General features: G+C 66.3%; 14 protein-coding genes. 5 read left to right on the forward strand and 9 right to left on the reverse strand.

The window, feature by feature from the left end; translation table 11 throughout:
• The first annotated feature begins 63 nt into the window (after window positions 1-63).
• Both ABMC89_RS12530 and ABMC89_RS12535 read left to right on the forward strand, forming a co-directional pair.
• Entirely contained in the window at window positions 64-693 is a 630-nt protein-coding gene (locus ABMC89_RS12530; protein ID WP_349568265.1) for a TetR/AcrR family transcriptional regulator, read from the forward strand.
• Window positions 690-965, forward strand: coding sequence for an I78 family peptidase inhibitor (locus ABMC89_RS12535; protein WP_349568266.1), 276 nt, complete (start codon window positions 690-692; stop codon window positions 963-965). Before ABMC89_RS12530 ends, ABMC89_RS12535 begins: the two co-directional genes overlap by 4 nt.
• Before the next feature lie 99 nt (window positions 966-1064).
• On the opposite strand, the gene paaK is transcribed toward ABMC89_RS12535, so the two are convergent.
• A complete protein-coding gene (paaK, locus tag ABMC89_RS12540) occupies window positions 1065-2366 on the reverse strand; it encodes a phenylacetate--CoA ligase PaaK (protein WP_349568267.1) in 1302 nt (433 codons plus the stop codon).
• Window positions 2363-2803, reverse strand: coding sequence for a hydroxyphenylacetyl-CoA thioesterase PaaI (gene paaI / locus ABMC89_RS12545; protein ID WP_349568268.1), 441 nt, complete (start codon window positions 2801-2803; stop codon window positions 2363-2365). The genes paaK and paaI overlap by 4 nt, the downstream gene beginning before the upstream one ends.
• 112 nt (window positions 2804-2915) lie before the next feature.
• On the opposite strand from paaI, the gene ABMC89_RS12550 reads away from it, so the two are divergent.
• Window positions 2916-3272 (forward strand): DUF2794 domain-containing protein, encoded by a 357-nt coding sequence (locus tag ABMC89_RS12550; RefSeq protein ID WP_349568269.1) that lies wholly within the window; start codon window positions 2916-2918, stop codon window positions 3270-3272.
• 83 nt (window positions 3273-3355) lie between these two features.
• Here the strand turns inward: ABMC89_RS12550 and ABMC89_RS12555 are convergent, their stop codons facing one another.
• The 3 genes from ABMC89_RS12555 to ABMC89_RS12565 all read right to left on the reverse strand — a co-directional run bounded on the left by ABMC89_RS12555 (window position 3356) and on the right by ABMC89_RS12565 (window position 6003).
• A complete protein-coding gene (locus ABMC89_RS12555; RefSeq protein ID WP_349568270.1) occupies window positions 3356-4141 on the reverse strand; it encodes a C40 family peptidase in 786 nt (261 codons plus the stop codon).
• A complete protein-coding gene (locus ABMC89_RS12560) occupies window positions 4138-5520 on the reverse strand; it encodes a leucyl aminopeptidase family protein (protein ID WP_349568271.1) in 1383 nt (460 codons plus the stop codon). The genes ABMC89_RS12555 and ABMC89_RS12560 overlap by 4 nt, the downstream gene beginning before the upstream one ends.
• 102 nt (window positions 5521-5622) lie before the next feature.
• A complete protein-coding gene (locus ABMC89_RS12565; RefSeq protein WP_349568272.1) occupies window positions 5623-6003 on the reverse strand; it encodes a hypothetical protein in 381 nt (126 codons plus the stop codon).
• A 147-nt stretch (window positions 6004-6150) separates the two neighbouring features.
• Here ABMC89_RS12565 and ABMC89_RS12570 point away from each other — a divergent pair, with 147 nt between their 5' ends.
• Entirely contained in the window at window positions 6151-6801 is a 651-nt protein-coding gene (locus ABMC89_RS12570; RefSeq protein ID WP_349568273.1) for a carbonic anhydrase, read from the forward strand.
• Between the two features lie 58 nt (window positions 6802-6859).
• On the forward strand, window positions 6860-7591 hold the full coding sequence (locus ABMC89_RS12575; protein ID WP_349568274.1) for a hypothetical protein: 732 nt from the start codon (window positions 6860-6862) through the stop codon (window positions 7589-7591).
• Window positions 7592-7763: 172 nt separating this feature from the next.
• Here ABMC89_RS12575 and ABMC89_RS12580 read toward each other — a convergent pair whose 3' ends face one another.
• The 4 genes from ABMC89_RS12580 to ABMC89_RS12595 form a co-directional block, all read right to left on the reverse strand.
• Window positions 7764-9368 carry a DUF4139 domain-containing protein gene (locus ABMC89_RS12580; RefSeq protein ID WP_349568275.1) on the reverse strand — a complete coding sequence of 535 codons (1605 nt, stop codon included), beginning with the start codon at window positions 9366-9368 and terminating at the stop codon, window positions 7764-7766.
• 105 nt (window positions 9369-9473) lie between these two features.
• A complete protein-coding gene (locus tag ABMC89_RS12585; protein WP_349568276.1) occupies window positions 9474-10496 on the reverse strand; it encodes an aspartate-semialdehyde dehydrogenase in 1023 nt (340 codons plus the stop codon).
• A 43-nt stretch (window positions 10497-10539) separates the two neighbouring features.
• On the reverse strand, window positions 10540-11748 hold the full coding sequence (locus ABMC89_RS12590; RefSeq protein WP_349568277.1) for an MFS transporter: 1209 nt from the start codon (window positions 11746-11748) through the stop codon (window positions 10540-10542).
• Window positions 11745-12521 carry an aldolase/citrate lyase family protein gene (locus ABMC89_RS12595; RefSeq protein ID WP_349568278.1) on the reverse strand — a complete coding sequence of 259 codons (777 nt, stop codon included), beginning with the start codon at window positions 12519-12521 and terminating at the stop codon, window positions 11745-11747. Before ABMC89_RS12595 ends, ABMC89_RS12590 begins: the two co-directional genes overlap by 4 nt.
• Window positions 12522-12579 lie beyond the last annotated feature (58 nt).

A 12579-nucleotide genomic window follows, 5' to 3' on the forward strand; every position in this document is an offset into this window, starting at 1 on the left:
TTGTCTCTTGGAAGTGAACCGTTCTGTTTATATCCTCTGGGTTCAGCCCAGATCGGAGACCGGATGACCGAGACCGCAGAACCCCTACACGACAGTGTGCACCGGGGCCGGAAATACGCGCAGGTGCTCGCCGGTGCGCGGCAGGTCTTCATGGCGGACGGGTTCGAAGGGGCCAGCGTCGACGAAATCGCGCGCGTGGCCGAGGTCTCGAAAGCGACACTGTACAAGTATTTCCCCGACAAGCGGGTCCTGTTCATGGAGGTCGCCAACAGCGAGTGCCAGCGGCAGGCGGGCCGCGCCATCGACAGCATCGACAAGGCGGCGCCGCCACGCGAGGTGATGGGACAGACGGGCAGGCATTTCCTGCGCTTCATCACCAGCAAGTTCGGGCAACAGATCTTTCGCATCTGCGTGGCGGAATCGGACCGGTTTCCCGAACTGGGACGCAGTTTCTGGGAAAGCGGGCCGAAGGTGATGCGCGGCGAGATGGTCGCCTATTTCGCCGAAGCCTGCGCGCGCGGCCAGTTGCGCATCGACGACATGGGTCTGGCCGCCGACCAGTTCGGCGAGCTGTGCAAGGCCGATCTCTGGCCACGGCTGATATTCGGTGTCATCAAGGACGTCACATGCGAAGAGATCGACCGCGTGGTCGACAGCGCGGTGGACACATTTCTGGCGAGGTACGGGACATGAAATATTCGGTGATGATGCTGGCACTGCTGGCAGGATGCGGTGGCGCTGTCGTGCAGGCCCCGGCAGGCGGAACTGCCGGCGCGGGCCCCGACACCTGCGGCGCGTCCGGGTTTCAGGATCTGGTCGGACGGGGGGCCGCTGCGGCGCTTGTGGTGCCCGAGCCAAAGCGGCTTTACCGCACGGACGAGGCGATCACACAGGATTTCGTGCCCGGACGGCTGAATGTGGTGCTGGACGAAACCGATACGATCATCGCGGTGCGCTGCGGCTGACCCCGGGTTTTTGGCCGAACCGGCGTGATCCGATTGACGCGCCCCCGCGGGGGCGCGACGACATTCCGGCTGTGTGCGCGGGCGTTCTGGCGTAACGCGCTAGCGTTTGTCGAGGATGCGCACGGCCTTTCCCTCGGAGCGGGGCACTGCGCCGACCTCTCCCACCGTCACGGCGACGCTGATCCCGATGCTCTGCTTGATCGCTGCGGCGAGGTTCTGGCCCGCCTGGCTGCGCAGCGCTTCGGTGACCGCGGCGTCGGTCGCCTCGCAGAGGATGCGCATCTGGTCCATCCGGTCGGGCCGGGTGAGTTCGAGCTGGAAATGCGGCGCGAGACTGGGCATCTGCATCAGGATTTCCTCGATCTGGGTCGGGAAGACGTTGACGCCGCGCAGGATGATCATGTCGTCCGAGCGCCCCGTCACCTTTTCCATCCGGCGCATGGACCGCGCCGTGCCGGGCAGCAGCCGCGTCAGATCGCGGGTGCGATAGCGGATGATCGGAAACGCTTCCTTGGTGAGCGAGGTAAACACCAGCTCGCCGCGTTCCCCCTCCGCCACGGGCTGTCCGGTTTCGGGATTGATGATCTCGGGAAAGAAATGATCCTCCCATATGTGCAGGCCGTCTTTCGTTTCGACACATTCCATCGAGACGCCGGGGCCCATGACCTCGCTCAGCCCGTAGATGTCGACGGCGTGCATGTCGAAGGCGGTTTCGATTTCGCCGCGCATCGCGTTGGTCCAGGGTTCGGCACCGAAAATGCCGACTTCGAGCGCGCTGTCGCGCGGATCAATGCCCTGTGCCGCGAATTCGTCGAGGATCGACAGCGCGTAGGAGGGGGTGACGGTGATCCCCTTGGGGCGAAAATCGGTGATCAGGCGCACCTGCCGGGGCGTCATGCCCCCCGAGATCGGGACCGTCACCAGCCCCAGCGCATCGGCACCCAGATGGATGCCCAGCCCGCCGGTAAACAGCCCGTAGCCGTAGGCGTTGTGCAGCATGTCGCCGGGCCGCAGGCCGGCGGCGCGCAGGGACCGCGCGACGACCGCGCCCCAGTTCTGGAGATCGCGCTCGGTATAGCCGACCACCGTGGGCTGGCCGGTCGTCCCCGACGAGGCATGGACGCGGCGCAGCTGATCCTGCGGGACGGCGAACATGCCGAAGGGGTAATTGTCGCGCAGGTCGGTTTTGACGGTGAAGGGAAACTTTGCCAGATCCGACAGATCCTCCAGATCGTCAGGATGCACGCCCGCCGCATCGAAGGACGTCCGATAGAAAGGCACGTTGTCGTAGGCATGGCGCAGGGACCATTTGAGCCGGTCAAGTTGCAGGGCCGCGATTTCGTCGCGGCTCGCGATCTCGATCGGATCGAGGCTGCTGCGGTCTGGTGTGAGGTCTTTCATTCCGTTTCTCCGTCTTCGGGGAAATGCTGTCCCCTGATCCGTCGCGACAGGCCGCGGAAGGTGGCCACGCAGCGCCCGTTCTCGCCCGTTACAGTCACATCGTAGACGCCGGACCGTCCGGCGACAGCGGTTTGCGTGGCCGTCGCGGTCAGCAATTCGCCCGCGCGACCGGGATCAACATAGGTGATCTGGTTTTGCTGCGCGACAGTAACCGCGTTGTAGCTGTTGCAGGCGAAGGCAAAGGCGCTGTCGGCCAGCGTGAAGATATATCCGCCGTGGCAGATTCCGTGCCCGTTGATCATCGCATCGGTGACGCGCATCGTCAGCGTCGCCGCGCCCGGCGCGATCTCGACGAGTTCCATGCCGAGCGCGCGCGAGGCGTTGTCGTTTGCCATCATCACGGCGGCGCTGCGGGTGGCGCGATCCTGCGGGTCCATGGGCGTCCTTCATGCGTTTCAATTTTTGGCGAGCGTACAGAATGCTGTAACGCTTTCAAGAGTTTTGCGCACGGGGCTTGATTTGCCCGGCGAAGGGGGCAACTCTTGGATCATGAACATACCCACGATCCCCCTACGCGGCGTGTCCGGTGGCGGACAGCGCCTGCCCGAGCAGGTGGCCTTTCACCGCACCGAGCTTTCACAGATCCTGTCGCTCTACGGGCGCATGGTCGCTGCCGGAGAGTGGCGCGACTACGGCATTTCCAGTCTGCGCGAGGTCGCCGTCTTTTCGGTTTTCCGGCGCACCGCCGAGATGCCGCTCTACCGGATCGAGAAACGTCCGAAGCTGAGGTTGAAGCAGGGGCAATATTCGGTCGTGGGGACGGATGGGCAGGTGCTCAAACGCGGGCACGATCTGAAATCCGTGTTGCGGGTGCTGGAGCGTAAGCTGATCCGTGTGGTGGATTAGGCGACACCGGACTCGAGTTTAGGGGCAAAATGGAGACAGACCGTCGCGTTCCGGCACGGGCGGTGGCGCCTTGGCGCGGGGGCTCAGGCGGGCAGGCGTCTGCGGGCGGTAATCCGGCCATCGGTGCGGGCGATGCGTGCGATGGCGCTGTCGAGCGGTTCGAAGACGACTGCCATGGCATGGGCATTGGCGTGGATCAGGGTCTGGGGATCCCAGACGAGTGCGACATGCCCTTTCCAGAAGACCAGATCGTTGCGTCGAAGCGGCGTGTGGGGATCGAGCGGATCGCCCAGGTCCCGCTCCTGCATGTCGCTGTCACCGGGGCAGGGGATGCCGCAGGCGGTGCAGGCGGCCTGGACCAGACCGGAGCAATCGATGCCGAAGCGGCTGTTGCCGCCCCAGAGATAGGGCGTGCCGATGAAGAGCGCCGCCAGTTCCGCAGGGTCCGCGACGAGAGTATCGATCGGTGCGACATGCTGCGCGGGGATGTGCCCGTGCACCGTTTCGATGAACTGTCCGGACCGGTCCGTTGCCGCGACGCGGCTGCCGTGGCTGAGCGAGATGCGGTCGGGTGATTTGATGTCAGGGTCGAGATAGGCATGTGTCGCGGGGGCGATGACCCTGTGCGTCAGGGGCAGGGGGGCTGTGACCTCTGTCGTCCGCACGAAGCCGCAGTAGCCATCCGCCGCCGCCTGCACATAGGCCCAGCCGTCGGTTCGGTCCATCACTGTCACGTCGGCGCCCAGCAGCAGCTGGCGGTCGCGCGGGCCGCCGGGGCGGCGCATCAGATCGACCACGGGGCGGGCGATCTGCGCGGCCTCGCTGCCGCTCACGCGGGTGGGATCCGGTGTGGTGCGCGGATCGCTCATCGTTTCAGGATACCCGCGAGCGCGCCGTACAGCGCGCGGGTGCCCTGCCCGACGCCGCCCTTGGGGCGTGCCGGTGCGGCGCTGGGCTGCCAGCCGTAGATGTCGAAATGGGCGTAGCGGCTTCGGGTGACGAAGCGGCGCAGGAACAGGGCCGCCGTGATACAGCCCGCGAACCCGCCTTTCGGCGCATTGTCGAGATCCGCGATATCCGGTTCGATCATTGTCTCGTAGGGGTCGTGGAAGGGCATCCGCCAGACCGGATCGGCGACGGCGACGGCGGAGGCCTCGAGCGCTGTGACGAAAAGGGGATCGTCGCTGAAATAGGGCGCGAGGTCGGGACCCACGGCGACCCGTGCCGCCCCTGTCAGTGTCGCCATCGAGATGATCTGGTCGGGCTTTTCCTCGTCCGCCAGCGCCAGCGCGTCGGCCAGAACCAGCCGGCCCTCGGCATCGGTATTGTTGATCTCGACCGTCAGGCCCTTGCGGGAGGTCAGGACATCCTGCGGGCGGAAGGCATCGCCGGACACGGAGTTTTCCACGGCCGGGATCAGAATCCGCAAGCGCATCCGCGCGCCGGTGGCCATCAGCATATGCGCCAGACCCAGAACCGCGGCAGCGCCGCCCATGTCCTTTTTCATCAGACCCATAGAGGCGCCGGGTTTCAGGTTGAGACCGCCGGTGTCGAAACATACGCCCTTGCCGACCAGCGTGAGGGCGGGGCCTTCGTCGCCCCAGCGCATGTCGATGAGGCGCGGGGGTCGTGACGCCGCACGGCCCACGGCGTGGATCATCGGAAGATTGTTTTCCAGCAGCGCCTCGCCGCGGGTCACGTCAATGCTGGCGCCATGGCGTTCGGCCAGCTTGCGCGCCGCTGTTTCCAGTTCGGGCGGACCCATGTCGCTGGCGGGGGTGTTGATCAGGTCGCGTGTCAGCGCCTCGCCCGCCGCGATCGCCTCGAGACGAGCGGCGTCGACACCTTCGGGCGCCACGAGCCTGGCCCCTGCCGGTTTGGCCGACTTGTAGCGGTCAAAGCGGTAGCCGCCCAAAAGCCAGCCCAAGGCTTCGACCTCGAGGAGGTCTTCGGGCAGGCCGTCGGCGATGCGCCACGCGCCTTCGGGCAGTTTCGACGCTGCGGCCGCGAGTGTGAAGCGCCCGCGCAGGCGCTTGGCCGCTGTGCCGAACCCGATCAGAGCCCGCGCGGGCGCACCATCGGGGCCGGGCAGGACCAGCGCCTGCCCGATCCCGCCGGTAAATCCCATGGCGCGCACCCATGCGGCATCGCGCGCCTCTTGCGTGTCCAGCCATGCGTCGACTGCGTCCTCTTCGAGAATGTGGAGGGGCAGGGCATCGGGGCCGTCGGCGGCGAAGGTGAGGGACATTGCGTTTCCTTGGCATATTCGGGTTCGCCGCCAGACTACGCAATCCTGTCGCAGCGGCAAGCGCCGCGTCGGCGCAGGCCCGAGGGCCCTTGGCCGGCAGCGCTAGAGGCTGCGTTCCTGCATCGACCAGATCGCCGAAAGCGACCTTTCCCCGGTGCGCAGCATCCGCGACAGGGTGGCTGACACCGCGACGCTGTCGCGATCGTCGATACAGGCGGTCACGTCACCGGCCACCTGTGCAAGGCGCTTCATGCCGAGCTGTTCGGAAATCGCGATCAGCGATCGCGCGTTCTTGCGCAGCTGGGCGGTCTTGCCCTCCTGCCAGAGCGACCGGCACAGGGACATGCGGACGGCCAGTTCCTCCATCGCACGGCACATCACGTTGTCGGCGCCGTCCGCGCCCAGCTGTCTGTAGAGCGCACCGATCCTGCCCTGATCCAGTTCGACCCTTTCGATCAAGCGCATTTCGAGTATCTCACCCATCTTTCACCCCTTCGTTTCGCCCCCACGGCTGGAGACGTTATGCGGGGCGTTGCTTTAGAAATCCTTTCGGGGAAACGGGATTAAGGCTCGAATCTTCGGCGTTTTCCGTCTAATTCATCGAAACAAGAAATCAGGAGGTCCGCCACCATGAAAGAGGCAAAGCCGCTGCCAGGATACCTTGTCCAGCGCTATCAGGGCTGGCGGGCGACGACCTTTTCCGCAAATCGGGCGTGGTATCAGAAGCTTGCCACCGACGGCCAGCATCCGCGCGCCATGGTGATTTCGTGCTGTGACAGCCGGGTCCACGTCACCTCGATTTTCGGGGCGGACCAGGGGGAGTTCTTCATTCACCGCAATATCGCCAACCTCGTGCCGCCCTATCAGCCTGACGGGCTTCAGCACGGCACCTCGGCGGCGGTGGAATACGCGGTGAACGTGCTGAAGGTCGCGCATCTGATCGTGCTGGGCCATTCCAACTGTGGCGGCGTGCAGGGGTGCCTGTCCATGTGCAAGGGGCACGCGCCGGAGCTGGAGGAGAAGACCAGCTTTGTCGGGCGCTGGATGGATATCCTGCGTCCCAAATACGAGCTGGTCGCGGAGATCGAGGACGAGGCCGCGCAGGTCAGGGCGCTGGAGAAACATGCGGTGATGATCTCGCTGGAGAATTTGATGACCTTCCCGTGGCTCGAAGAGAAGGTGCAGAGTGGGGATCTGACCTTGCATGGCATGTGGACCGATATCGGTGCCGGCGGCCTGGAATACTTCAGCCCGGCCGATAACGGGTTCCAACCGGTCTGAGCCGCTGTTGCGGGCCGGATTAACAGGCCGTTAACCATGTCGGGGCCAGACTGGATCCATGGAACTGGAATCGGTCACCCTCAAACTGCCGCGCGACCTGTTGTCGGGCGCACAGCGTGTCGCCACGGCGCGCGATGTCACCATCGGCCATCTGGTGCGGGTGCTGTTGAAACGCGAGGTGGAGCGTCAGCTGCGCGTGCCCAAGCCCCGCCCCGACCAGGGGCTCCTCGCGGCCCTTCAGGCGCTCCTCGCCCGTGACATCGCGGCTGCGGTGGACTGGGCGGATCTGGCCGCGCGCCTGCGCCCGCACGGATACGAGATGCGCGCGAAGGGCGGGGGGCTGGTTCTGGTCAAATCCAGTTGCGGCACGCAGGTCTGCAAGGCGTCGGACATCGGTTTCGCCTACGGCGATCTGGTTGCGCGGTTCGGAGTGGCCATGCCCGGCCACCCGCACAGCATGACCCATCGCGGTGTGATGCCCGCGGGGCAGATCGACCCGTGCCGGCACCGCCTGGTATCGGCCCATCTGGACGCGGCGGCGGACTGGTCCGATCTGGCAAACCGGCTGGCGGGGGAAGGGATGGAACTGCGCCCCATGGGGGCCGGGCTGGGGATCCACATCCGCGCCACGGGACGGCATCTGTGCAATACCACCGCCGTGGGCGCGAGTTACGACGCGCTCATCGAACGGTTCGGTGGACCGGTGCCGGGCCACACACATGAGATCCCGCGCCAACTGCCGGACGCGCACCCGCAGGCGGGCGATTTCCATACCGTGGTGCGGGACTGAACCGGGCCAAGACCCTCGCGCGCGGACCTGTTCGCTGGCGGTGGTTGCCCGCACCGGCGGGCGCGGGCACAGGATCCGCCGCTATCTGGTGTCTGCATTCAGTTTAGGTCAACCGTCAGCGCGGCGGCTGGCCGTTTGCGCAGATCGCTCTGCGGCCCCTGTCCGCGGATGCCTAGCGCAACACCTTGCCCTCCGGCCAGCGGACGGTCTGCTCCAGCGTGATCTCGCGGGTGGCACCGGCGTCGAGGCTCAGGTTCCATTGCAGCAGCCCGCGGCGGTCCTCCGCGCGGGTCACGTCGGGCGCGGGGGTCGCGGACCAGTCGATGCGCAGGTCGTCCTGTTCGCTGTAGGGCACCGCCGCGCGCAGTTCGATCTCCCATGCTTCGTCGCCGAGGTTCTCGATCTTCGTGCGCACCGCTTCCACCCTTGCGGAATTGCGGTTGATGATGCCGGTGTCGCCCTCGCTGCGGTCCAGCACCGTGCGTGTCAGGCGCAACGCCTCGACCGGTCCGAAGGCCTGCGCGAAACTCTCCCCCGCGGGCACGGGCGGGAAATGCGTCCGCCCGACGAGCGTGCCATCCACAAACACCTGCGCCGTATCGGCGCGCAAAAGCGGCTCTTCGGTTGTATTGACCGCTTCGGCCATCAGGAACGCGGTCTCGTCGCGTTCGGGCACGGCGCGGGCAAAGACCCGCGCGTCGAACTCGAGCGTATCCAGCGGCACCCGCGCGCCCTCGGCACCCGAGGCGATGCTGACCGGATCCTGCGGCGCATAGCTCACACCGGGGCCGTCGAACCGCGCCACGGCGGCGGCTTCGTCGGCGATCATCATCGATTCGGGGGCGGGTGCACCTGCCATCGACCTCTCCAGCGGGCGCGGCGGCAGCGGATCGCCATAGCTCAGCAGTGGCGGATAAAGCTCGCTCGGCATGATTTGCCCGCCGGGGGACAGGGTCGAGAGTGTCAGGGTCACATTGTCCCATGCCTCGCCGCTGGTCTGGGTGACGATCGCCGCGCGGCCCAGCGTCAGCCGGTCCCGATCGCCCCGTGTCAGCCGCAGATCGTAGGTCGGTTGCCAATAGGCGGCGGCGGGGTAGCTGACGGTGGCAGCGACAGGGCCAGCGGTATCGGCGCTCACGCTCAGGGTCAGAAGCGCGCCCTCACCCGTGCGCGGCATCAGGGCGGCAAGGGCGGCCCGCGCGTCCTCCAGCGCCTCTTCAAGCGCGGGGCGTTCTTCGGCGATGCGCCGCGCCTCGCGCTCGGCCTCGTTCCTGTTGCGCACGGCGTCCAGCGTCTGCGCCTCGATCATCCGCGAAACGGCGGCAAGGGCATCGGGATCCGACGGCAGGGTCTGGCTCGACCCGAGGCTGGTGAGGAAGGTCACCCGCGCCTCGGCAGCGGTCGCGGCAAGGCGGGCATCCGCCACGCGGTCCTCCAGCACAACCAGCGCGCGCTCGGCCTCTTCGACACGGTCGCGGGCCGCGGCCACGGCGGGGCTGTCACGGTCGGGCTGCGGGGGCAGGGCATCGAAACGCAGGCGCGTGGTGCCCAGAACCGCACCGCTGACCGCCACGCGCAGGGCATCCGCGTCAACCCAGACCGGCATGTCGGGCAGCACGATCTCGTGGCGCCCGGCGCTCACATCCACGCTGACCGTGCGGGTTACCATTGCGAAATCCGAGTAGACCGTCACCGCGCTGGGCGCCGACGGCAGGGTGTAGGTTTCCGCCACCAGCGGCAGCGGCATCAGAGCGAGGGCAAGAGCGGTGAAGCGCATGGCAATATTCCTTCGTGGCTTTGCCGCGAAGGATGCCCCGCCTTGCCCGAAAGAAAAAGGGGAGCCTTCCGGCCCCCCTCCATATCCGCGTCCGACAGGCGGATATCAGCCCTTCTTGAGCACTTCGCGGCCCAGAAGCTCGGCGATCTGCACGGCGTTCAGGGCCGCACCCTTGCGCAGGTTGTCGCTGACGCACCACAGGTTCAGACCGTTGTCGATGGTGCTGTCCTGACGGATCCGGCTGATGAAAGTGGCGAAATCGCCGACACATTCGACAGGCGTGACGTAGCCGCCGTCCTCGCGCTTGTCGATCACCATGATGCCGGGCGCCTCGCGCAGGATGTCGCGTGCCTCGTTCTCGTCGAGATGGTCCTCGAACTCGATGTTGATCGCTTCGGAGTGGCCGACAAAGACCGGCACCCGCACGCAGGTCGCGGTGACCTTGATCTTGGGGTCGACGATCTTTTTCGTCTCGGCGACCATTTTCCATTCTTCCTTGGTCTCGCCGCTGTCCATGAACACGTCGATATGCGGGATCACGTTAAAGGCGATCTGCTTGGTGAACTTGCTGGGCGGCACTTCGGAAGTCGGGTTGTAGATGCTCTTGGTCTGGTCCCAGAGCTCGTCCGCGCCTTCCTTGCCCGCGCCCGATACGGACTGGTAGGTGCTGACCACGACGCGTTTGATCGTCGCGCGGTCGTGCAGCGGCTTCAGCGCCACGACCATCTGCGCGGTCGAACAGTTGGGGTTGGCGATGATGTTTTTCTTGGAGTAGCCGTGGATCGCTTCGGGGTTTACCTCGGGCACGATCAGCGGCACGTCGGCATCGTAGCGGTAGAGCGACGAGTTGTCGATCACCACACAGCCCGCGGCGGCGGCCTTGGGCGCGTATTTCTTCGTCGCGTCCGAGCCGACAGCGAAAAGCGCAATGTCCCATCCGGTGAAGTCGAAGGCATCCAGATCCTTGGTCTTCAACGTCCTGTCGCCAAAGCTGACCTCCGTGCCCAGTGACTTGCGGCTGGCAAGTACCGTGATTTCATCCACGGGGAACTGGCGCTCGGCCAGAATGTTCAGCATTTCGCGGCCCACGTTTCCGGTGGCACCCGCGACGACGACGCGATAACCCATTTCGTTTCACTCCAGATATGTGCGGTTGGGTGGTGCGGGCCTGTTATACGGCTTTGGCGGTGTTGGAAAGGGGCGCAGGCGTGGGTTTGTCGCGCGCGAAGAGATACACCAGCAGCCCGGCGCCCAGCAGCAGCGCGAAGAAACCGAGGATCGCGGTGTAGGGCGCGGCGGGATCGGCCCCGCCGCTGGTGGCCGAATGGATACGGCCGGTGACGAACTGCGCGACGCCCACACCGCCGATCGAACACAGGTTCAGCATGGTCACCCCCCGCCCCACCAGATGCGGCGGCAGGAAGCCGCGCCCGTGTGCCATGATCGCGGGGTAGGTCGAGCCGAAGAAGCCGATCGCGCACATCAGCACGACGATCAGCAGCGCAGAGGTATCGACCACCGCCATCATCACGCCGGTCGAGCCCAGCACCAGCGCGCTTCCGGTAAAGATGATCCATTTGCGCGTCGCCACCACACGGTCCATCGCCCCGTAGGCAATCGGCCCGACGATCATCGCGATGCCCATGGCCAGCGTCGCCTGCCCGATGAGGCGCGGCGGGGCGGCGAAGACCTCGAACAGGTAGGGCCCGATCCACAGGCCCCGCAGCGCGCCCACCTCGGCGTAGCTGACCAGCATCAGCGGAAAGATGAACCACAGCGGCTTGATCCGCAGGACGGCGGCGAAACTGCCGCGCTCTGTCTGCGGCTCTTTCAGCGGGTCGCGCACGAGAAAGAAGATCGCGATGGCCGTGACGCTCGATGCGGCGCACAAGGCCCACATCGCCGCGCGCCAGCCCACGGTTTCGGCGGCCAGCGTGACTGGGTAGGACGCCACGATATTGCCCAGCGTGCCGATGCCCACCATCAGCGCGGCAAGGAATGCGAAGCGCGCCGCCGGATGGTCGAGCGCGAAGATATAGTAGGATGCCATCAGCACCGGTGCGCAGCCCACGCCGATCAGCGTCATGGCCACCGAGATATGCAGCGGCGTGGTGGCCAGCGCAAAGACCGCCGATCCGCCGCCCGCACCCAGCAGCATCAGCCCCGCCGCCGTGCGGCGCGGTCCGTGGGTGTCCAGCGCCCAGCCGATCGGCGGTTGCAGCGCCGCGAAGGCGATGAACCACATCCCCGATGCAAAGGCGAGATCTTGCGGCGTTGCGCCCAGATCGGTGCTCAGAAACGGGCTGAGCACCGCGAGGAACGCGCGGAAGAACTGGCTGAGCACATAGGCGAAGGCGAGGACAGCGAGGCCGGAATTCACCTGCGCGTGCCTTGCCATTTCTGCGCCAGCGCGCGCGCGGCGTTGCCCAGCAACAGGATATCCGCGCCCACGGCCACGAATTGCGCGCCCGCCGCGATGGCGTCATTGGTCATCTCGTCGCGGGTGGACAGAATGCCGGGGGCCTTTCCGGCGGCGCGGATGCGCGCCAGTGCGTCCATGATCGCCGCCTGTACCTCGGGATGATCGGCGCGGCCCATGTGGCCCATGTCGGCGGCCAGATCGGCGGGGCCGATGAACACGCCGTGCACGCCGTCCACTGCCAGAATCTCATCCAGCGCCGCCAGGCCGGCGCGGTTTTCGACCTGCACCAGCAGACAGATTTCGGCATCCGCCGCGGTGCCGTAGTCGGCGATCATGCTGAACCGCGAGGCGCGGGTCAGGGCGTATCCCACACCGCGCACCCCTTCGGGCGGATATGTCACCGCGCGCACCAGCGCACGCGCCTCCTCGGCGCTTTCGACCATCGGCACCAGTACCGTCTGCGCGCCCGCATCCAGCACCTGTTTCAGGATCCACGTCTCGCCGATGGGCACCCGCACGACGGGATGGGCGGGCGTGCTTTCGAGGACCTGCAACATGCCAAGGATCGACCGGATGTGGTTCGGACCGTGTTCGCCGTCGATCACCAGCCAGTCGAAACCGGCGTGGCCCATCATTTCCGCAGATACCGTATCGGCAAGGCCCACCCAGCAGCCGAATTGCATCTCGCCCGCGGCGAGGGCGTGTTTGAACGGATTGCGGGGCACTTGCATAGCGGGATTCCTTTCGGGCATTTCCGCCGGAGCCTAGCCCCGCGCCCCCGCCGATGAC

This window comes from Sulfitobacter sp. HNIBRBA3233, from assembly GCF_040149665.1.
In the GTDB taxonomy this organism is placed as follows: domain Bacteria; phylum Pseudomonadota; class Alphaproteobacteria; order Rhodobacterales; family Rhodobacteraceae; genus Sulfitobacter; species Sulfitobacter marinivivus.

Excerpts from the sequence above, each read along its gene's own strand:
- ABMC89_RS12530 (WP_349568265.1), top strand. The coding sequence starts at position 64 with ATGACCGAGACCGCAGAACCCCTACACGACAGTGTGCACCGGGGCCGG.
- ABMC89_RS12535 (WP_349568266.1), top strand. The coding sequence starts at position 690 with ATGAAATATTCGGTGATGATGCTGGCACTGCTGGCAGGATGCGGTGGC.
- paaK (WP_349568267.1), bottom strand. The coding sequence starts at position 2,366 with ATGAAAGACCTCACACCAGACCGCAGCAGCCTCGATCCGATCGAGATC.
- paaI (WP_349568268.1), bottom strand. The coding sequence starts at position 2,803 with ATGGACCCGCAGGATCGCGCCACCCGCAGCGCCGCCGTGATGATGGCA.
- ABMC89_RS12550 (WP_349568269.1), top strand. The coding sequence starts at position 2,916 with ATGAACATACCCACGATCCCCCTACGCGGCGTGTCCGGTGGCGGACAG.
- ABMC89_RS12555 (WP_349568270.1), bottom strand. The coding sequence starts at position 4,141 with ATGAGCGATCCGCGCACCACACCGGATCCCACCCGCGTGAGCGGCAGC.
- ABMC89_RS12560 (WP_349568271.1), bottom strand. The coding sequence starts at position 5,520 with ATGTCCCTCACCTTCGCCGCCGACGGCCCCGATGCCCTGCCCCTCCAC.
- ABMC89_RS12565 (WP_349568272.1), bottom strand. The coding sequence starts at position 6,003 with ATGGGTGAGATACTCGAAATGCGCTTGATCGAAAGGGTCGAACTGGAT.
- ABMC89_RS12570 (WP_349568273.1), top strand. The coding sequence starts at position 6,151 with ATGAAAGAGGCAAAGCCGCTGCCAGGATACCTTGTCCAGCGCTATCAG.
- ABMC89_RS12575 (WP_349568274.1), top strand. The coding sequence starts at position 6,860 with ATGGAACTGGAATCGGTCACCCTCAAACTGCCGCGCGACCTGTTGTCG.
- ABMC89_RS12580 (WP_349568275.1), bottom strand. The coding sequence starts at position 9,368 with ATGCGCTTCACCGCTCTTGCCCTCGCTCTGATGCCGCTGCCGCTGGTG.
- ABMC89_RS12585 (WP_349568276.1), bottom strand. The coding sequence starts at position 10,496 with ATGGGTTATCGCGTCGTCGTCGCGGGTGCCACCGGAAACGTGGGCCGC.
- ABMC89_RS12595 (WP_349568278.1), bottom strand. The coding sequence starts at position 12,521 with ATGCAAGTGCCCCGCAATCCGTTCAAACACGCCCTCGCCGCGGGCGAG.